General features: G+C 64.8%; 13 protein-coding genes. 10 read left to right on the top strand and 3 right to left on the bottom strand.

All coding sequences use genetic code 11. The features are described from left to right. Nucleotides 1-71: 71 nt before the first annotated feature. From BJA_RS30580 to BJA_RS30570, 3 genes are all read right to left on the bottom strand, one after another. Nucleotides 72-500, bottom strand: coding sequence for a GlcG/HbpS family heme-binding protein (locus BJA_RS30580; RefSeq protein ID WP_011088783.1), 429 nt, complete (start codon nucleotides 498-500; stop codon nucleotides 72-74). After that, the gene (locus BJA_RS30575; RefSeq protein WP_011088782.1) at nucleotides 493-3468 is read right to left on the bottom strand and encodes an FAD-binding and (Fe-S)-binding domain-containing protein; all 2976 of its coding nucleotides are present in this window, start codon (nucleotides 3466-3468) and stop codon (nucleotides 493-495) included. Before BJA_RS30575 ends, BJA_RS30580 begins: the two co-directional genes overlap by 8 nt. Before the next feature lie 103 nt (nucleotides 3469-3571). Further along, the gene (locus BJA_RS30570) at nucleotides 3572-4309 is read right to left on the bottom strand and encodes a GntR family transcriptional regulator (RefSeq protein ID WP_038966997.1); all 738 of its coding nucleotides are present in this window, start codon (nucleotides 4307-4309) and stop codon (nucleotides 3572-3574) included. A 133-nt stretch (nucleotides 4310-4442) separates the two neighbouring features. On the opposite strand from BJA_RS30570, the gene BJA_RS30565 reads away from it, so the two are divergent. The 10 genes from BJA_RS30565 (at nucleotide 4443) to BJA_RS30520 (ending at nucleotide 18403) form a co-directional block, all read left to right on the top strand. Then, on the top strand, nucleotides 4443-5645 hold the full coding sequence (locus tag BJA_RS30565; RefSeq protein ID WP_038966989.1) for a pyridoxal-phosphate-dependent aminotransferase family protein: 1203 nt from the start codon (nucleotides 4443-4445) through the stop codon (nucleotides 5643-5645). Nucleotides 5646-5700: 55 nt separating this feature from the next. Next, on the top strand, nucleotides 5701-6984 hold the full coding sequence (locus BJA_RS30560; RefSeq protein ID WP_011088779.1) for an MFS transporter: 1284 nt from the start codon (nucleotides 5701-5703) through the stop codon (nucleotides 6982-6984). Nucleotides 6985-7101: 117 nt separating this feature from the next. Continuing rightward, nucleotides 7102-8301 (top strand): pyridoxal-phosphate-dependent aminotransferase family protein, encoded by a 1200-nt coding sequence (locus BJA_RS30555; RefSeq protein ID WP_028173158.1) that lies wholly within the window; start codon nucleotides 7102-7104, stop codon nucleotides 8299-8301. Nucleotides 8302-8342: 41 nt separating this feature from the next. Further along, entirely contained in the window at nucleotides 8343-9140 is a 798-nt protein-coding gene (locus BJA_RS30550; protein ID WP_011088777.1) for an enoyl-CoA hydratase/isomerase family protein, read from the top strand. Between the two features lie 531 nt (nucleotides 9141-9671). Beyond that, nucleotides 9672-13577 carry a beta strand repeat-containing protein gene (locus BJA_RS30545; RefSeq protein ID WP_038966998.1) on the top strand — a complete coding sequence of 1302 codons (3906 nt, stop codon included), beginning with the start codon at nucleotides 9672-9674 and terminating at the stop codon, nucleotides 13575-13577. 206 nt (nucleotides 13578-13783) lie between these two features. Then, entirely contained in the window at nucleotides 13784-14758 is a 975-nt protein-coding gene (locus BJA_RS30540) for a Bug family tripartite tricarboxylate transporter substrate binding protein (protein ID WP_038966990.1), read from the top strand. 141 nt (nucleotides 14759-14899) lie between these two features. Then, the gene (locus BJA_RS30535; RefSeq protein ID WP_038966991.1) at nucleotides 14900-15442 is read left to right on the top strand and encodes a tripartite tricarboxylate transporter TctB family protein; all 543 of its coding nucleotides are present in this window, start codon (nucleotides 14900-14902) and stop codon (nucleotides 15440-15442) included. Between the two features lie 12 nt (nucleotides 15443-15454). Further along, nucleotides 15455-16972 carry a tripartite tricarboxylate transporter permease gene (locus BJA_RS30530; protein WP_011088773.1) on the top strand — a complete coding sequence of 506 codons (1518 nt, stop codon included), beginning with the start codon at nucleotides 15455-15457 and terminating at the stop codon, nucleotides 16970-16972. A gap of 201 nt (nucleotides 16973-17173) precedes the next feature. Then, complete coding sequence (locus tag BJA_RS30525; RefSeq protein ID WP_011088772.1) at nucleotides 17174-18025, top strand: leishmanolysin-related zinc metalloendopeptidase; 852 nt, start codon at nucleotides 17174-17176, stop codon at nucleotides 18023-18025. 96 nt (nucleotides 18026-18121) lie between these two features. Then, nucleotides 18122-18403 (top strand): hypothetical protein, encoded by a 282-nt coding sequence (locus BJA_RS30520; protein ID WP_011088771.1) that lies wholly within the window; start codon nucleotides 18122-18124, stop codon nucleotides 18401-18403. Nucleotides 18404-18405 lie beyond the last annotated feature (2 nt).

Raw genomic sequence — 18405 nt, 5'->3', positions numbered from 1 at the left:
CGATGCCGGAGGCCGCGAAGGATATTGTAGCCCGGATTACGCTTCGCTCCATCGAGGCCATGGGACGGACCTTACCCCGCGTTGGGCTTCAGTCCCGCTGCCTGGATGCCCGCCACTGCGCAGGCCTCGTCATTGTCGGAGGTGTCGCCGGACACGCCGACGGCGCCGAGCAGCGTCGTGCCGTCCATGATCAGCACGCCGCCGGGGACCGGCACCAGCGCGCCCTTGGCAATCGTGTTCACCGCGTCTATGAAATAGGCCTGCTCCTGGGCCCGCTGGTAGAGCGCGCGCGAACCCATACCCATCGCGAGGGCGCCGTAGGCCTTGCCGTGCGCGATCTCGGCGCGCATCAGGCTGGTGCCGTCCTGGGCTGCTGCGATCTTGAGCACGCCGCGCGCGTCCAGGACGGTGACGACGAGCGGCTTCAGCTTCAGCTCGGTGGCCTTCGCGAAGGCGGCGTCGAGGATCTTGCGGGCGGTGTCGAGCGTGAGTTCAGCCATGGTTGGGTTCCTTTGCAGCTGGAGAAATGGAATTCGTCTTGGCGCGATCGAGGCTCATCGCCAGCACGCGTGCGACGTGAAGCGCTTCGCGATTGGTGCCGTCGTGGATCTGGTGCCGGCAGGAGGTGCCGTCGGCGACGATTAGCGTCGCCTCGTCTGCGCGGCGCACGGCGGGCAGCAGCGACAGCTCGGCCATCTCGATCGAGGCGTCATAGGTCTCAGTGCCATAGCCGAAGGCACCGGCCATGCCGCAGCAGCTGGACTCGATGGTCTCGACCTCGAGGCCGGGAACGAGCCGCAGCACCTGCTCGACCGGCTTGAAGGCGCCGAAGGATTTTTGGTGGCAATGGCCGTGCACCACGGCCTTGTCGGCGACGGTGCCGAGCGGCAGTTGCAGCCGGCCGGCCTGGGCCTCGCGCACCAGGAATTCCTCGAAGGTCAGCGCATGGGCACTGATGGCCTTGGCGTCATCGTCCTTGCGCAGCGAGGCAAGCTCGTCGCGCAGCGTCAACAGGCAGCTCGGCTCGAGACCGACGATCGGCACGCCACGCGCGGCGAAAGGCGCGAAGGCGGCCACCAGCCGGTCAAGCTCGGACCTGGCCTCGTCGACGAGACCCGCCGAGAGGAAGGTGCGGCCGCAGCACAGCGGGCGGCTGCCGCTTGCGGGCTTGGGCAGATGCACGCGATAACCGCCGGCCGCGAGCACGCGCAGCGCGGCGTCGAGGTTTTCGCGCTCGTAGATGCGATTGAACGTGTCGGCGAACAGCACGACCTCGCGACCGCTCTCCGGGCCGACCGTTTCCGCGGGCGGCGCGAACACGTCGCTGCGGAAGGCGGGGAGCGCCCGGCGCGCGCTGATGCCGGCAAAGCGCTCGAACAGTCTTCGCAGCAGCGGGCTGTGGTTGCGCAAATTCGCCAGCGGCGCGAGGCGCGAGGCGAGGCCGGCATAGCGCGGGAGATAGCCGACCAGGCGGTCGCGCAGCGTCAGGCCGTGGGTGGCTGCGCGTGCGGCGAGCACCTCGATCTTCATCTTGGCCATGTCGACGCCGGTCGGGCACTCGTGGCGGCAGGCCTTGCAGGAGACGCAGAGCTTTAGCGTCTCCATCATTTCGTCGGAGGACAGCGCATCCGCGCCGAGCTGGCCCGAGATCGCGAGCCGCAAGGTGTTGGCGCGCCCCCGCGTCACGTCCTTCTCGTTGCGCGTGGCGCGGTAGGACGGGCACATCACGCCGCCCTCGAGCTTGCGGCAGGCGCCGTTGTTGTTGCACATCTCGACCGCGCCCTGGAAACCGCCGCCGGCGCCGGGATAGGCGGACCAGTCGAGTTTTGTCTTGAGCTCAGCGACGCGATAGTCGGGCTTGAAGCGGAACAGCGAGCGGTCGTCCATCCTGGGCGCATCGACGATCTTGCCGGGATTGAGGACGCCCTCGGGATCGAAGCGCTGCTTCACCTCCCTGAAGTCGGCGACAAGACGCTCGCCGAACATCGTCTCGTGGAATTCCGAGCGGACCAGGCCGTCGCCGTGCTCGCCGGAATGCGAGCCCTTGTACTCGCGCACCAGCGCGAAGGCCTCTTCGGCGATGGCGCGCATCGCCTTGACGTCCTTCTCCAGCTTCAAATTCAGCACCGGGCGCACATGCAGGCAGCCCTCGGAGGCATGCGCGTACATCGTGCCGCTGGTGCCATGCCTGGCGAAGACTTCGTTCAGCCTAGCGGTGTAGTCGGCGAGATGCGGCAGCGGCACGGCGCAGTCCTCGACGAAGGAGACCGGCTTGCCCTCCTGCTTCATCGACATCATGACGTTGAGGCCGGCAGCGCGGAAATCGGCGATGCCGCTTTGCAGCGCCGGCTCGATGATTTCGACCACGCCGCCCCATTTGCGCTTGTCGTTGTTCCAGCCGAAGCCGAGATCGCCCATCAGCTCGCCGAGCTGCTTCAGGCACAGGAGATTGTCCGCCTGATCCTCCTCGGCGAATTCGACCAGCAGAACGGCGTCCGGATCGCCCTTGATCGCAGCGGAGATGATCGGCCTGAACATCGCGATGTCGCGGCCGAGTGCGATCATGGTGCGGTCGACCAGCTCGACCGCGATCGGCTTGAGCTTGACCAGATGCTGGGCCGCATCCATCGCCTCGTAGAAGCTGCCGAAATGGCAGACGCCCAGTGCCTTGTTGCGGATCACGGGCCAGAGCTTCAGCTCGACTTTGGTGGTGAAGGCGAGGGTGCCTTCGGAGCCGACCAGCAGATGCGCCATGTTGTTCGGCGCGTTGCGCGGCACCAGCGCATCGAGATTGTAGCCGCCGACGCGGCGCTGCACCTTTGGGAAGCGCGCGGCGATCTCGTCGGCCTCGCGGCTGCCGAGATCGAGCATGTCGCGAAACAAGGCGCGCGCGCTGTCGCTGGCCTCGACGTCGGAGAGATCGCGCGACACCTCGCCGAAGCGGCTGAGCGTGCCGTCGGCAAGCGCCGCCTCCATCGACAGCGTGTTGTCGCGCATGGTGCCGTAGCGCAAGCTGCGGCCGCCGCAGGAATTGTTGCCGGCCATGCCGCCGATGGTGGCGCGGGAGGCGGTGGAGACGTCGACCGGAAACCACAGGCCGTGCTTCCTAAGCTGGCGGTTGAGGTCGTCGAGCACGATGCCGGGCTCGACCACGCAGGTGCGGTTCGCGACATCGAGCGACAGGATGCGGTTGAGGTGCTTGGAGAGATCGACGACGAGGCCGTCATTGACGGTCTGGCCGCATTGCGAGGTGCCGCCGCCGCGCGGGGTGACCTTCCGGCCCTCGTCACGGGCGATCGCCAGGGCCCGCAGTGCCTCGTCCATGGTCTTGGGCACGACCACGCCTGATGGCACGATCTGGTAGAACGAAGCGTCGGTGGCGTAACGGCCGCGGCTGAAGCGGTCGAACAGGACGTCGCCGGTCAATTCCGACCGCAGGCGCCGTTCGAGCGAGGAGGCGTTTGTCATCCCTGATCCCGGACTGACCCAGCGAGGCTCAGCCTTGCTGAGTTATTCATTATTGTTCATGACCGATTATATTATGAATTCAAAATGAGCAAGCCGGCCGCCGTCAGGGCGAGGCCGGCGCGTCCTCTTGGGGCTCGGTCAGGTGCTCGATCGCGGCCGTCCGCTTGTTGCGCAGGTGCTCGAACAGAATGTCGCTGAGCTCGCTGCCGGCGCGGCGGCGCAGCGCGTCGAGGATGGCCTCGTGCTCGCGCATGGCTTCCGCCCAGCGCTGCCGCTTGCGGGCGAAATTGGCGGAGTAGCGGACACGGCGGATCCTTCCAGCGAAGTTGGCGTAGGCCGTCTTCAGCGTCTCGTTGCGCGCGGCCGCGACGATGCTCTCGTGAATGCGCTGGTTGGTCTGGAAATAGCCGTGCATGTCGCGGTGCAGATAGTGGCCGTACATCTCGTAGTGCAGCTGCTCGATCGCGGTGATTTCCTCGTCCGTAATGGCCTCGCAGGCGAGGCGCCCGGCAAGGCTTTCCAGGCCCGCCATCACGTCGAACAGCTCCTCGAGGTCGCGCTGGCTGAGCTGGCGCACCCGCGCGCCGCGGTTCGGCAGCAGCTCGATCAGGCCTTCGGCGGCGAGCACTTTGAGCGCCTCGCGCAAGGGTGTGCGGGAGATGCCGAGCATCTCGCAGAGCTGGCGCTCTGGAACGCGCGCGCCGTCGGGAATGTTGCCTTCCACCACGTAGTCGCGCAGCCGCAGCAGGATCTCGCCGTGGAGCGATGCCTCCTGGCGGTCGCCGCCGTTTCCGGCGGGCGGGGCGATCGGAACCCCGGTGTCGGGAATCGTGGATTTCATTTGCAGCACAGTAGTTTGCCCGTTTGGTCACGTCGACGTCCACAATCGAATACCAAATTTCGATTGAAAGGACAAAAAATGAATGCAAAATAGTCGCCAGAGCCGGCCAGAACCCGCCGACAGGGAGGTTTTCATGCACCAGGGACGCCATTTCCTTCAGATTCCGGGCCCGAGCCCGGTCCCCGAGCGAGTCCTGCGCGCCATGGACATGCCGGTCATCGACCACCGGAGCGCCGAATTCGGCGAGCTCGGCCGCACCGTGCTCGAGGGCAGCCAGAAGATTTTCCAGACCGCGGGGCCGGTGGTGATCTTCCCCTCGTCGGGGACCGGCGCCTGGGAGGCCGCGATCGTCAACACGCTGTCGCCGGGCGACCGGGTGCTGATGGTCGAGACCGGCCATTTCGCCACCCTGTGGCGCCAGATGGCGGGCCGCTTCGGCATCGAGGTCGACTTCGTTCCCGGCGACTGGCGCCGTGGCGCCGATCCCGCCGTGATCGAGGCCAAGCTCACCGAGGACAAGGCGCGCGCGATCAAGGCCGTCATGGTCGTGCACAACGAGACCTCGACCGGCGCAACCAGCCGCATCGCCGAGATCCGCGCCGCGATTGATCGCACGGACCATCCCGCGTTGCTGATGGTGGACACCATCTCCTCGCTCGGCTCGGTCGACTACCGCCACGACGAGTGGAAGGTCGACGTCAGCGTCAGCTGCTCGCAGAAGGGTTTCATGCTGCCGCCCGGCCTCGGCTTCAACGCGATCTCGGAGAAGGCACGCGTAGCCGCGAAGACCAACAAGATGCCGCGCTCCTATTTCGACTGGGAGGAGATGCTGAAGCCGAACGCAAAAGGCTTCTTCCCCTATACGCCGGCGACCAATCTGCTCTACGGCCTGCGCGAGGCGATCGCGATGCTGCTCGAAGAGGGGCTCGACAACGTCTTCGCCAGGCATCAGCGGCTTGCGGCGGCCACGCGCGCTGCCGTCAATCATTGGGGCCTCGAAGTGCTCTGCCAGGAGCCTTCAGAGTTCTCGCCGGTGCTCACGGCCGTGCTGATGCCGCCGGGACATGACGCCGATCAGTTCCGCCAGATCGTGCTCGAAAACTACAACATGTCGCTCGGCTCGGGCCTGTCGAAGGTCGCCGGAAAAGTCTTCCGCATCGGTCATCTCGGCGAATGCAACGCGCTGACATTGCTCGGCGCACTCACCGGCGTGGAGATGGGCCTGTCGGTTGCGGGCGTGCCGCATCGCCCCGGCGGCGTCGATGTCGCGATGAAGCTTCTGGAGCAGCGCCCGCAGGGCAATGCGTCGCCGCATCTGAAGGTGGTCGGCACTTAAGTCGCGCGGGACACGCGAGCAGCAATCACAAGAACAGCAATTCGGGAGGGGCGAGATGGGAGTTCGGTTCAAGGCCACGCATGTCGTGCTGGCGATGCTCTGCGCGATGTATTTCATCACCTATGTCGACCGGGTGAACATCGGCACGGCGGCGGGCGAGATCCAGAAGGAGCTGGGCCTGTCGAACACCCAGCTCGGCCTCGTCTTCTCGGCCTTCGCCTATCCTTATCTCCTGTTCCAGGTGATCGGCGGCTGGGTCGGTGATCATTTCGGCCCGCGCAAGACGCTGTTCTGGTGCGGCATGATCTGGGCGGCCGCGACCATCATGACCGGCTTCGTCAACGGTCTCGCCGCGCTGTTCGTCGCGCGCTTCGCGCTCGGCTTCGGCGAGGGCGCGACGTTCCCCACCGCGACGCGCGCGATGCAATACTGGACGCCGACCAACCGCCGTGGCTTCGCGCAAGGCCTGACCCATTCCTTCGCCCGGCTCGGCAATGCCGTGACGCCGCCCGTGGTGGCGCTGCTGATCCTCTGGCTGACCTGGCGCGGCGCCTTCGTCGTGCTCGGCTTCGTCAGCCTCATCTGGGGCGTGATCTGGGTCTGGTACTTCCGCAACGAGCCGAAAGAACATGCCTCGATCACCGAAGCCGAGCTCGCCGCGTTGCCGCCGCGCCCGACCGGCGAGCGGCCGCGCGTGCCGTGGGGTCCGCTGCTCGGCCGGATGTGGCCGGTGACGCTGACCTATTTCTGCTACGGCTGGTGCCTGTGGCTTTATCTCAACTGGCTGCCGCTGTTCTTCAAGAACAACTACAGTCTCGACATCAAGAACTCGGCGCTGTTCGCCTCTGGCGTGTTCTTCGCCGGCGTGGTCGGCGACAGCGTGGGCGGCGTGCTATCGGACAAGATCCTCGATCGCACCGGCAATGTCCGCCTGGCGCGGCTGAGCGTCACCGTTGCGGGATTTACGGGGGCGCTGCTCTCGCTGTTTCCGATCCTGTTCGTCCACGACATCACCATCGTCGCGCTGTGCCTGTCGGCCGGCTTCTTCTGCGCCGAGCTCGTGATCGGCCCGATGTGGTCGATCCCGATGGACATCGCCCCGAAATATTCCGGGACCGCCTCGGGAATCATGAACACCGGCTCGGCCTTCGCGGCCATCGTCTCCCCGCTGGTCGCGGGTTTCGTGATCGACGTGACCGGCAACTGGTACCTGCCGTTCCTGATGTCGATGGGGCTGCTGCTGCTCGGCGGCTTTTCCGCCTTCCTGATGCATCCGGAGCGTCCGTTCGCGGAGGCCGAGGGAAGGCTGCCGTCCGGAAGGGTGGTGGCCGCGGAATAGGGGGCGGCGGAGGCCCGCCGCCTGTGCATGGGAGGAGCCTTAAGGAGAGGGGACAAGCCGGTCAAATGGTGCTATTCGGCGGCCATCAAAATCAAGGCAAGACCGGGAAGGACGCCGATGACCGTGCATACTGGAAGGCATTTCCTACAGATTCCAGGACCGACCAACGTGCCCGACCGCGTGCTGCGGGCGATGGACATGCCGACGCTGGACCATCGCGGTCCGGAGTTCGCCGAGCTCGGCTTCGGCGTGCTTGCCGCGATGCAGCGCGTGTTCCGCACCAAGCAGCCCGTGATCATCTTCCCCTCGTCCGGCACCGGCGCCTGGGAAGCGGCGATGGTCAACGTGTTTTCGCCCGGCGACAAGGTCCTGATGTGCGAGACCGGCCAGTTCGCCGTGCTGTGGCGCGGCATCGCCGACAAGTTCAAGCTCGACGTCGACTTCATCCCGAGCGACTGGCGCCATGGTGCCGATCTCGCCGAGATCGAGCAGCGCCTTGCCGCCGACAAGCAGCACACGATCAAGGCGGTCTGCGTCGTGCACAACGAGACCTCGACCGGCTGCGTGACGCCGCCGCTGGAGGTGCGCAAGCTGCTCGATCGCGTCAAGCATCCGGCGCTGCTGATGGTCGACACCATCTCCGGCCTCGGCTCGATGGAATACGAGCACGACGCCTGGGGTATCGACGTCTCGGTCGCAGGCTCACAGAAGGGCCTGATGCTGCCGCCCGGCCTCGGCTTCAACGCCGTCTCGGAGAAGGCGCTCGCCGTCGCCAAGGCCAACCCGGGCATGCGCTCCTATTGGGACTGGCAGGAGGTCATCAGCTTCAACAAGCTCGGCACCTTCCCCTATACGCCCGCGACCAATCTGCTCTACGGCCTGCGCGAAGCGGTCAAGATGCTGGAAGAGGAAGGGCTGGAGAACGTCTGGACCCGCCACAAGCGCCACAGCGCGGCGACCCGCGCCGCGGTCAAGGTCTGGGGCCTGGAGACGCAGTGCGCCGATCCTGCCGCGCATTCCCCTGCGCTGACCGGCGTGCGCGTGCCGGATGGACACGACGCCGACGCCTTCCGCAAGGTGGTGCTGGAAAACTTCGACATGTCGCTCGGCACGGGCCTGAACAAGGTCAAGGGCAAGGTGTTCCGCATCGGCCATATCGGCCATTTCAACGATCTGATGCTGATGGGCACGCTCGCCGGCGTCGAGATGGGCCTGGATCTTGCAAAGATTCCGCACCGGAGCGGCGGCGTGCTGGCGGCCATGGACGTCCTGAAGGGACGCGATGTGGTGCCGATGGCCAAGGCCCAAGTAGCTTAAAGGCGCAGGTGGCCTGAACTAACCTAGAAAGTGAGCGCGCGATGAACGCACCGACGACGACCAACGAAGACCTGCTCTACTCCGTCCAGGACGGCATCGCGCGGATCACCTTCAACCGCCCCCAGGCGCGCAACGCAATGACCTTCGCCATGTATGACCGCATGGCGGAGATCTGCCTGGAGATCAACGCCGATCGCTCGATCAAGGCGCTGATCCTGACCGGCGCCGGCGACAAGGCGTTCGCCTCCGGCACCGACATTTCTCAGTTTCGTGCGTTCAAGACCGCGCAGGATGCGCTCGATTACGAGGCCCGCATCGACCGCGTGCTCGGCACGCTCGAGCAGTGCCGCGTGCCCGTGATCGCGGCGATCGCCGGTGCCTGCACCGGCGGCGGCGCCGGCATTGCGGCCTGCTGCGACCTCCGCATCGGGACTGAGACGACGCGAATGGGCTTTCCGATCGCGCGTACGCTCGGCAACTGCCTGTCGATGTCCAACATCAGCCGCGTCGTCGCGCTGGTGGGACCTGCCCGCACCAAGGATCTGATCTTCAAGGCGCGGCTGGTCGAGGCGCCGGAAGCGCTCGCCCTCGGCCTGCTCAACGAGGTCGTGCCCGACGTCGAGACGCTTCAGCGTCGCGCCGACGAGACCGCAAAGCTCGTCGCGAGCCACGCGCCGCTCACGCTCGAGGCGACCAAGGAAGCGGTCCGCCGCATCCGCCGCACGCTGTCGCGCGAGGAAGGCGAGGATCTGATCCTCAAGGCCTATATGAGCGAAGATTTCCGCGAGGGCATGGACGCCTTCCTCAACAAGCGCACGCCCGTCTGGAAGGGCAAGTAGCGCGGGTCCTTGGCTCTTTGCGCCGCTCGATACGCGCCGCAAGAGCCCAAGACGATTCCAATTGTCGCAAATGTTTCAACTGGTTCCGTCGTTCGGAACCGCAATTGCATGCGCGCGCATCTGCGCGTTTACGTTGACGACGCGACGAGCTCGGGCATAAGATCGTAGAGGTTGCATTCCACCGTCTCGTTTTTGGAGACAGCGGATCGGCTGGGTGATTTGAGGCCAGTCGAATTGAGCGACTTGAATTGTGTGAAACGTCCCGGCCGATCGTACTGCAACCGGGTGTCATTGAACTGAAATTGAACTGAAAACGTAGTGACGTAGTTTCGACGACGCGAACCGCGCCAGAATTTCATTGCTGCTGACCATCCCAACGCCAGGCACGGCCTCGCGAACAAGCCAAGACCTCTAAGCCAAGGCCTTTGATTCAGGACCGTTGAGTCACGTCTGATTTCTCAGACCGATCAGTCACGCCGCCGCGCCCCCATGCGGCGGCGCCTTCATGGCAACGCAGGCAGGGATTTTTCCATGACCAATCACACGCCGGTTTTCACCTCGTCATCCGCGACGGGCAGCTTCACTGAATTCGCCAATCTCAACGATTCAACCACGCTGCACACGCTGTCGGGAACGATGAGTTTCAAGGACAGCGACAAGACCGACACCCATGCGACGTCGTCGACGCTGCAGTCCGCGGTGGTATCGGGTGGAACGGTTGTCCCCGCGATCTCGCTTGCGCATTTCCAGACCGCGATGCAATCGCAGATCCTGAGCGATTCAAACGGCTCGGGCCAGCTCAAATGGAGCTTCAGCGACCAGGATCAGGATTTCGACTTCCTCGCCAAGAACCAGACGCTGGTCCTGACCTACGACATCAAGGTCTCCGACAACCACGGCGGCTTCGCGATCCAGACCGTCAAGATCACCATCACCGGGACCGACGACAAGCCCGTGATCAACATGACGACGGCCGCGACCGTCACCGAGCAGGACAACCAGACGCTGTCGCTCTCGCCCGACACGGTTCACGTCGCGCTCAACTTCACCGACGACGACCTCGCCAACACCGGCCACACCGCGACCGTGATCGGCGTGTCCGCATCCGGCGCTACGGCAGGCCTGCTGCCGGGCCCGCTTGGCGACGTCGAGCTGATGGCGTTCTTCCACGTCGACAACGTCGTCAAGACGTCCGGCTCCTCGACCGGCACCATCAACACCACCTTCTCCGCGCCTGATCTCGCCTTCGACTATCTCGCGGCGGGCCAGCATCTCGACATCACCTACACGGTACAGCTCGACGACCACGCCGGCGGGATCTCGACCCAGACCGTCACGGTGACCGTGGTCGGCACCAACGACAAGCCGGTGTTCCTGTCGTGCCCGGAATCGGCCGCTCTCGTCGAGGATCACAATGTCAGCCCGACCGGCGATCTCACCGCGCATGACAGCCTGTTCTTCACCGACATCGATCTCGCCGACGCGCATACCGTCTCGACGACGGTCACGGCGACCCGTTCGGGCGGCGGTGCGATACCCCTGACCAATGCGCAGCTCCTGGCCGCGTTCGGCACCGCGCTCCAGGATTCGACCGGCCATCTGATCGGCGAGGTCGACTGGAATTTCGCATTTCCCAATTCCTCCGCCAATTTCCTCAACGGCGGCGAGACGCTCAAGCTCGTCTATCACGTCGCGGTCGACGACGGTCACGGCGGCACCACCACCCAGGACGTCACCATCACCATCCTGGGCGTCAACCATCCCGTCGCAATCACCAGCGGTCCGGAATCCTCCACCGTGGCCGAGCAGGACGCCGTCACGGGCTCATCGGTACCCGATACGACGCCGACGACGCCCGCGGGCACTCTCGCTTTCACCGACCAGGACACGAGCGATACGCATACCGTGACGGTCACGCTCGGCTCGACCTCGGGGCCGACGCCGCCGGCGGCGACGCAGGCAGACCTTGCCGCCGCGCTGACGACCACGCTGCACGATTCCACGGGCACCGGCAGCGGCAGTATCGACTGGAATTTCGCGATCGCCGACAAGGACCTCGATTATCTCGCGTTCAATGAGACGCTGACGGTGAACTACACCATCAAGGTCGCCGACGGCTCGACCAACGCGACGCAGACCGTCTCTGTCGTCATCACCGGCGCGAACGACGCGCCCGTGATCACGAGCGGACCGGGATCCGCTTCGCTGTCCGAGCAGCCGGGCGTCACCGGTTCGCAGTCGCAGGACACCACGAGCCCGGTGCCCACGGGAACGCTGAGCTTCAACGACGTCGATTTGTCGGACACGCACTCGGTCAGCGTCGTGCTGGATTCGGCGGTGTGGTCGGCCAATACCTTCGCCGTCCCGGGGCAGACGCTGGTAGACCTCCAGTCGGCACTCTCCACGGTGCTGCATGATTCCACGGGAGCCGGCACCGGCAGCGTTGACTGGACGTTCAGCATCGCCGACGCCGATCTCGACTTCCTCAGTGTCGGCGAGACGCTGACGGTGCAATATGACGTCAACGTCTGGGACGGCTTCAGCAACTCGACCCAAACCGTCACCGTCACCATCGACGGCGCGGCCGATCCGTTGGTCCTGACACCGGTGACCATTGCGGCGTCCGACACCGCAGGCCCGGACGCCGGCACGGGAATCGCGAACGGGGCCATCTTCGACGTCACGCAGCCGGTCGACCTGAGCACGCCGCGGACCGTCACCGAGGTCAACGGCAGCGCCGCCAATGTCGGTCATTCGGTGGTGGGCGCGCATGGAACGCTGGTGCTCAACGCCGACGGCTCTTACGGCTATGTCGCGGATTCGTCGGTCGATGCACTGCTCGCCGGCGACAACGTCACCGACCAGTTCACCTTCACGGTCGATGACGGTCAGGGCCATCAGGCCTCGACCACGCTCACCTTTGACATCGCCGGCGCCAACGACAATCCGCTGGTCACAGCGGCCAATGTCAGTGGATCGGTTACCGAGGACGCCGGCCCGCCGGCGATTCTCAATGGCGATTTCGAGACCGGCAACTTCGCCAACTGGTCGGTGAGCGGCGGCCACATCCACGTCGCACAGCTCGAGCTCGGCGGCAGCTTCGGCCATTATTCGGTCGAGCTTCTGCCGACGAGCGGCCCGGAGTCGCTGTCGCAGAACGTGGCGACCTCGCCCGGCCAGCATTACTTCGTCAGCTTCGACATCGTGGGCGATCCCGAGGGAGTCAGCACGCCGTTCTCGGTCTCGTGGGATGGCGCAACGATCCTGTCGCTCGGTCACGTGGCAGCCGGCGTCAACCACTATGCTTTCGATCTCATCGGCGACGCCTCGCTGTCGTCGACGCAACTGCTGTTTTCCTATGAGGACGATGCCACCGGCATGATCCTCGATTCCGTCAACGTCAGCCCGGCGACGGGACCGGCGACCGAATCCACGGCGGGCTCGCTGTCGTTCTCCGACGCCGAGACGGGGGATACGCACAGCGCGAGCTTCCTGCCGAACGGCAGCGGCTATGTCGGCACATTCTCGCTCGATCCCGTCAGCGAGGCCGGCGGCACCGGATCCGTCGCCTGGCACTTCACGGTGGACAACGCCGACATCCAGTTCCTGGCGCAGGGGCAGACGCTGACCCAGGACTATCTGGTGACGATCGCCGACAATAATGGCGGATCGACCACGCAGGACATCACCGTCACCATCGACGGCACCAATGATGCGCCGACCGCGGTGAGCGAGACTGTGATCACCGATGTCGGCACCAGCGCGACGGTCGAGATTCCCAACTGGGCCCTCGCGCTGAACGACACCGACCCTGACACCATCGACCACCTTTCGCTCGGCGGCATCACGGCGAGCTCCGGCGGCAGTGCCGTCAAGTTCGGGGATGCCTTCTTCACCGACGACGCGACGCTCGGCGGCTCGTTCAGCTACACGACCTTCGACGGGACGACGACCTCGTCCAACACCGCAACCGCGACCGTCATCAACAACGCAGCCAGCGCGACCGCGCTGACCGGCACCGGCGGTGATGACATCTTGATCGCCACCAACGGGACCGAGACGATGAGCGGAGGCGGCGGTAACGACGTCCTGATCGCCACGGCCAGCGGCAATGCCATGACCGGAGGCGGTGGCAACGACACCTTCGCCTTCCTCCAGCCGTCCGGCCCGAGCGCGATCGGCGACTTCAACAGCTCCACCGAGCACGATCATATCGCCGTCTCCGCGAGCGGTTTTGGCGGCGGGTTGACGGCCGGGATGGACGTCACGTTCGAGACCTCCGGCGACGACGTGTTCTCGGGCTTCTCCCAGTTCCATTTCGATACGGGTAACCAGACGCTCTATTACAGCGCCGACGGGACGCAAGGAGCGGCGGTTGCCGTGGTCAGCATCCAGAACGGCGTGCTGCTCAACCAGCACGACATACTGGTCGTGTAGTCCGTCGCGCCCGGGCTCGAGGTTTCAGGCGCGGGCCCCGGAGGGGGCCCGCGTCACTTGCGGCGCTGGTCTCATTCCAAAGTCATAAAGGGGATGCCACGGGGTGGCTTGAACTCGGTCGGATTCGCCAGCACAATGGGCGCTGAATTCAACTCTGAATTCCCAATCCGAACAAGAAATTAGGGAAGACGCACGTGGGACATGGAATGAAGGCCACGATCGCGCTGGCGGCCGCGCTTTGTGGCACGCCGGCTTTTGCCGGCTGGGAGCCGACCAAACCGGTCGAGATCGTGGTGGCGGCCGGAGCGGGCGGTGCTTCCGATCAGATGGCGCGAATGATGCAGGCCGCGATCCAGAAGAACAATCTGATGAAGCAGCCGATGGTCGTCTCGCTCAAGGGCGGCGCCTCGGGCGCGGAAGCGCTGATGTATATGAAGTCCAGCGAGGGCGACCCGAACAAGGTGCTGATCGCCTATTCGCTCATCTACATGCTGCCGCTGTCGGCGAAGATCCCGTTCAACTGGCGTGAGCTGACCCCGGTTTCGGTGATCGCGCTCGACCAGTTCGTGCTGTGGGACAACAGCGCCGGTCCCAAGACGGTGAAGGAATTCGTCGAGGCCGCGAAGGCGGCGAGCTCGCCGTTCAAGATGGGCGGCACCGGCTCCAAGCGCGAGGATCACGTGCTGACCGTGTTCCTGGAGCAGAAGACCGGCGCGAAATTCTCCTATCTGCCCTACAAGTCCGGCGGCGAGGCCGCGACCCAGCTCGTCGGCAACCACACCGAGGCCAACGTCAACAATCCATCCGAAAATCTCGAAGTCTGGCGCGCCGGCCAGGTGCGTCCGCTCTGCGTGTTCGACAAGGAGCGCATCTCCTACACCAGCAAGGTGACGGACACGCAGTCCTGGGCCGACATCCCGACCTGCAAGGAGGAGGGCGTCGACGTCCAGTATCTGATGCTGCGCGCGATGTTCCTGCCCGGCAAGGTCACGGCCGAGCAGCAGGCCTTCTATGTCGAGCTGTTCCACAAGGTGACGCAGACCGCCGAGTACAAGGACTACATGGAGAAGCAGGCGTTGAAGCCGATCTTCCTCACCGGCAAGGACATGGTGCAATTCCTCGAGGAGGACGATGCCACCAACAAGGCGCTGATGACCGAAGCCGGATTCGTCGCGAAGTAGCTTTCTTCGCCTCTCCCCGCGAGCGGGTGAGGAGGACTCTCCGTGAGTCCGTCTCTCACCGTCCCCGTCGAGACTCCCCCTCACCCCAACCTTCTCCCCGCAAGCGGGGAGAGGGAGAATTGGCCACAGCGTTTCCCAAAGATGTCCCAAACCGATATCGAAATCGTCGTCGACGATCCGACCGCGCCTGAAGAGGACTCGCCCTCCATCGTCTCTTCCGGCACGATCGAGATCCTCGTCTGCCTCCTGCTGCTCGCGCTGGCGATCACGCTCGGCTACGACAATTGGCGCACCGGGGCTTCCTGGGACGCAACCGGGCCCGAGCCCGGCTATTTCCCGTTCTATCTCTCCGTCATCCTCGGCGGCGGCAGCCTCTACGGCCTGATCGCGGCGCTCGTCGCGCGCCGCGCGGCGGCCGGAAGCTTCGTCACGCGCGCGCAGGCCCGCCGCGTGATGGCGGTGTTCGTGCCGACACTGCTGTTCTGTCTGGTGACGCAGTTCCTCGGCCTCTATGTCGCGAGCTTCCTGCTGATCGCGGCCTTCATGCGCCTCGTCGGCAAGATCGCGCTGTGGAAGTCGCTGCTCACCGCCTTCCTGTTCACGGCGATCATGTTCGTCACGTTCGACATCGCCTTCGACGTCATCATGCCGAAGGGGCCGCTCGAAGCGGCCTTCGGCCACTAGGACGAACCCGCGATGGAAGCTCTCGGTCTCCTGCTTCACGGCTTCGCCGTCCTGCTGACGTGGAAGACGCTCGTGCTGATGATGGTCGGGCTGGTGCTCGGCATCTTCGTGGGCGTGCTGCCGGGCCTCGGCGGCCCCAACGGCGTTGCGATCCTGTTGCCGCTGACCTTCACGATGGACCCGACCTCCGCCATCGTGATGCTGTCCTGCATCTATTGGGGCGCGCTGTTCGGCGGTGCGATCACCTCGATCCTGTTCAACATCCCGGGCGAGGCCTGGTCGGTCGCGACCACCTTCGACGGCTATCCGATGGCGCAGCAGGGCAGGGCGGCGGAGGCGCTGACCGCGGCGTTCACGTCCTCCTTCATCGGCTCGCTGGTCGCAGTGCTGCTGATCACCTTCCTCGCGCCGATGATCTCGTCCTTTGCGTTGAAGTTCGGCCCGCCCGAGTTCTTCGCGGTCTATCTGCTCACCTTCTGCTCCTTCGTCGGCCTCGGGCGCGAGGCCAAGCACAAGACGGTCATCTCGATGTCGCTCGGGCTGCTGCTCGCCGGCATCGGCATGGACACGGTGTCGGGCAATCTGCGCATGACCTTCGGCTCGGCCGATCTCCTGCGCGGCATCAACTTCCTCGTCGCCGTCATCGGCCTGTTCGGCATCAGCGAGATCCTGCTGACGATGGAGGAGCGGCTGGCACTGCGCGGCCACGCGGCAAGCATCTCGCTGCGCGTCGTGCTCGGCGTCTGGAAGGACCTGCCGAAATACTGGGTGACGCTGCTGCGCTCCTCCTTCATCGGCTGCTGGCTCGGCATCACCCCGGGCGGGGCGATCGCGGCCTCCTTCATGGGCTACAATCTCGCCAAGCGCTTTTCCAAGGATCCCGAGAGCTTTGGCAAGGGCCGCATCGAGGGCGTGTTCGCGCCGGAAACGGCGGCGCACGCCTCCGGCACCGCGGCGCTGCTGCCGATGCTGGCGCTCGGCATTCCCGGCTCCGGCACCGCCGCGATCCTGCTCGGCGGCCTGATGGTGTGGGGGCTCAATCCGGGCCCGTTGCTGTTCGTCGAGCACAAGGATTTCGTCTGGGGGCTGATCGCCTCGATGTATCTCGGCAACGTCGTCGGCCTCGTGCTGGTGCTGACGACGGTGCCGATCTTCGCCTCGATCCTGCGCGTGCCGTTCGCGGCGGTGGCGCCGATGATCGTGGTGTCCTGCGCGATCGGCGCCTATGCGATCCAGAACGCGATGTTCGACATCTGGCTGATGCTCGGCTTCGGGGTGGTCGGCTACGTCTTCAAGAAGATCGGCATTCCGCTCGCGCCCTTCACGCTGGCGCTGGTGCTCGGCAACCGCGCCGAGGATGCCTTCCGCCTGTCGATGATCGGCGCCGGTGGCGACCTCAAGGTGTTCTGGTCGAACGGCCTTGTCGGCTCCATCACAACCCTGGCGATTGTGCTGCTGTTCTGGCCTGTCCTCGACGGTTTGCTCGCGCGCGTCGGATTGACGCAGAGGACTAAGGCGACATCGGGATAACCCCGAATAATTACTGCATTTAGTCACATCAGGGGTGATGTCGCCGTAGTCCGGATTGCCACACGCCGCCGGGCTTTCGTGTGTTCGGAGCGAAACAGTCAGGCTCCGTGACGCTTTCCGTCGCTTGTCAGCGGCGTTAATCAGGATCAAAATGCAAGTGTAGATAGAAATTTATTTGATCTGATTTTTTTGGAGGATGTCATGGCTATTGAACGTTATCGCGCCCAGAAGGGCGCCGAGATTTCACACGCGGTCGCCGCCGCAGTCGCCCGCGGTTACACGATCGAAGTTCACTTCCTGGGCGGACTGACAGCTAAACAAAAGGCCGCTTTCAAGCTTGCGGCAAACCGGTGGACTCACGCCATCGTAGGCGACTTGCCCGACGTCACGATTGGCGGCGAAAGGATCAACAATCTTCGTATCACGGCGCAGGGCACTGACATTGACGGCCCCGGAAATGTTCTCGGCCAGGCGGGGCCGGACCGCCTGCGCCCGAAGAGTGCAGGGGCCGCTGCGTTCCTGCCGGCGACAGGCGACATGCAATTCGACATTGCCGATCTCGCCGCCATGGAAGCCGACGGCACCCTGAACGACGTCATCACGCACGAGATGGGGCATGTGATCGGCATCGGCACGATCTGGACGAACAAGAGATTGTTGAAGGACGTGCGCACGCACAATCCGACGTTCCATGGTGCCAATGCCATGCGCGAATACGGCAAGCTCCGCGGCTCCGCGACGCCGCTCCCCGTTCCCGTCGAAAACAAAGGCGGCGAAGGGACGGTGGACTCGCATTGGCGCGATACTGTTTTCGGCGCAGAATTGATGACCGGCTTCGTCAATGAAGGCGGCAACCCGATGAGCCGGTTGACGATCGCCAGCTTGCAGGATCTGGGCTATGAGGTGAACATGGAGGTTGCCCAGCCGTATCACCTGCCCAATCATCTCCATATGGCCGAGGCGGGACTTGCTGCCGCTCATGATAAAAAGCCAAGAGGCGTCGTGCTCCCGCGCATTCCGATCACATTGCCCGACGAGAGCCTTGGCTCTTAGGCCAAGACACCGCCGAACAAGACACCGCCGAACAAGACACCGCCGAACAAGGCTCTGCCGAGCGGGGCCCGTCGCAAAATTCAGGGATACCGGATCATGGAGGGCATGAAGCGGCCGGAGGCGATTGTGCTTCCAGATTCGTCATTGATCCCGTCGGACTGCCTGATCTCGCCGCCGCCCAACCAGTTCACCCACGAGGTGGCGAGATCGCAGCCGTTCTATGCCTCGCGTGGAACGCCGAGCGGACCACCGACCGGGCAATTCGAGGCGGGAGCCAGGGTCGTTCTGCTCTACCATGACGGCGGAGAGCTTTGTCGGGTTGTCGATGCCGCCGGCCACTATGTCGACACGCGCTTCGACGGTTTGCGCAAGATGTAGAC

This window comes from Bradyrhizobium diazoefficiens USDA 110 (genome assembly GCF_000011365.1).
GTDB classification, from domain to species: domain Bacteria; phylum Pseudomonadota; class Alphaproteobacteria; order Rhizobiales; family Xanthobacteraceae; genus Bradyrhizobium; species Bradyrhizobium diazoefficiens.
The sequence above is the reverse complement of the archived record's forward strand: the minus strand, read 5'-3'. Positions and strand labels throughout refer to the sequence as shown.

Excerpts from the sequence above, each read along its gene's own strand:
- BJA_RS30540 (WP_038966990.1), top strand. The coding sequence starts at position 13,784 with ATGAAGGCCACGATCGCGCTGGCGGCCGCGCTTTGTGGCACGCCGGCT.
- BJA_RS30580 (WP_011088783.1), bottom strand. The coding sequence starts at position 500 with ATGGCTGAACTCACGCTCGACACCGCCCGCAAGATCCTCGACGCCGCC.
- BJA_RS30570 (WP_038966997.1), bottom strand. The coding sequence starts at position 4,309 with ATGAAATCCACGATTCCCGACACCGGGGTTCCGATCGCCCCGCCCGCC.
- BJA_RS30575 (WP_011088782.1), bottom strand. The coding sequence starts at position 3,468 with ATGACAAACGCCTCCTCGCTCGAACGGCGCCTGCGGTCGGAATTGACC.
- BJA_RS30525 (WP_011088772.1), top strand. The coding sequence starts at position 17,174 with ATGGCTATTGAACGTTATCGCGCCCAGAAGGGCGCCGAGATTTCACAC.
- BJA_RS30520 (WP_011088771.1), top strand. The coding sequence starts at position 18,122 with ATGGAGGGCATGAAGCGGCCGGAGGCGATTGTGCTTCCAGATTCGTCA.
- BJA_RS30545 (WP_038966998.1), top strand. The coding sequence starts at position 9,672 with ATGACCAATCACACGCCGGTTTTCACCTCGTCATCCGCGACGGGCAGC.
- BJA_RS30550 (WP_011088777.1), top strand. The coding sequence starts at position 8,343 with ATGAACGCACCGACGACGACCAACGAAGACCTGCTCTACTCCGTCCAG.
- BJA_RS30555 (WP_028173158.1), top strand. The coding sequence starts at position 7,102 with ATGACCGTGCATACTGGAAGGCATTTCCTACAGATTCCAGGACCGACC.
- BJA_RS30565 (WP_038966989.1), top strand. The coding sequence starts at position 4,443 with ATGCACCAGGGACGCCATTTCCTTCAGATTCCGGGCCCGAGCCCGGTC.
- BJA_RS30560 (WP_011088779.1), top strand. The coding sequence starts at position 5,701 with ATGGGAGTTCGGTTCAAGGCCACGCATGTCGTGCTGGCGATGCTCTGC.
- BJA_RS30530 (WP_011088773.1), top strand. The coding sequence starts at position 15,455 with ATGGAAGCTCTCGGTCTCCTGCTTCACGGCTTCGCCGTCCTGCTGACG.
- BJA_RS30535 (WP_038966991.1), top strand. The coding sequence starts at position 14,900 with ATGTCCCAAACCGATATCGAAATCGTCGTCGACGATCCGACCGCGCCT.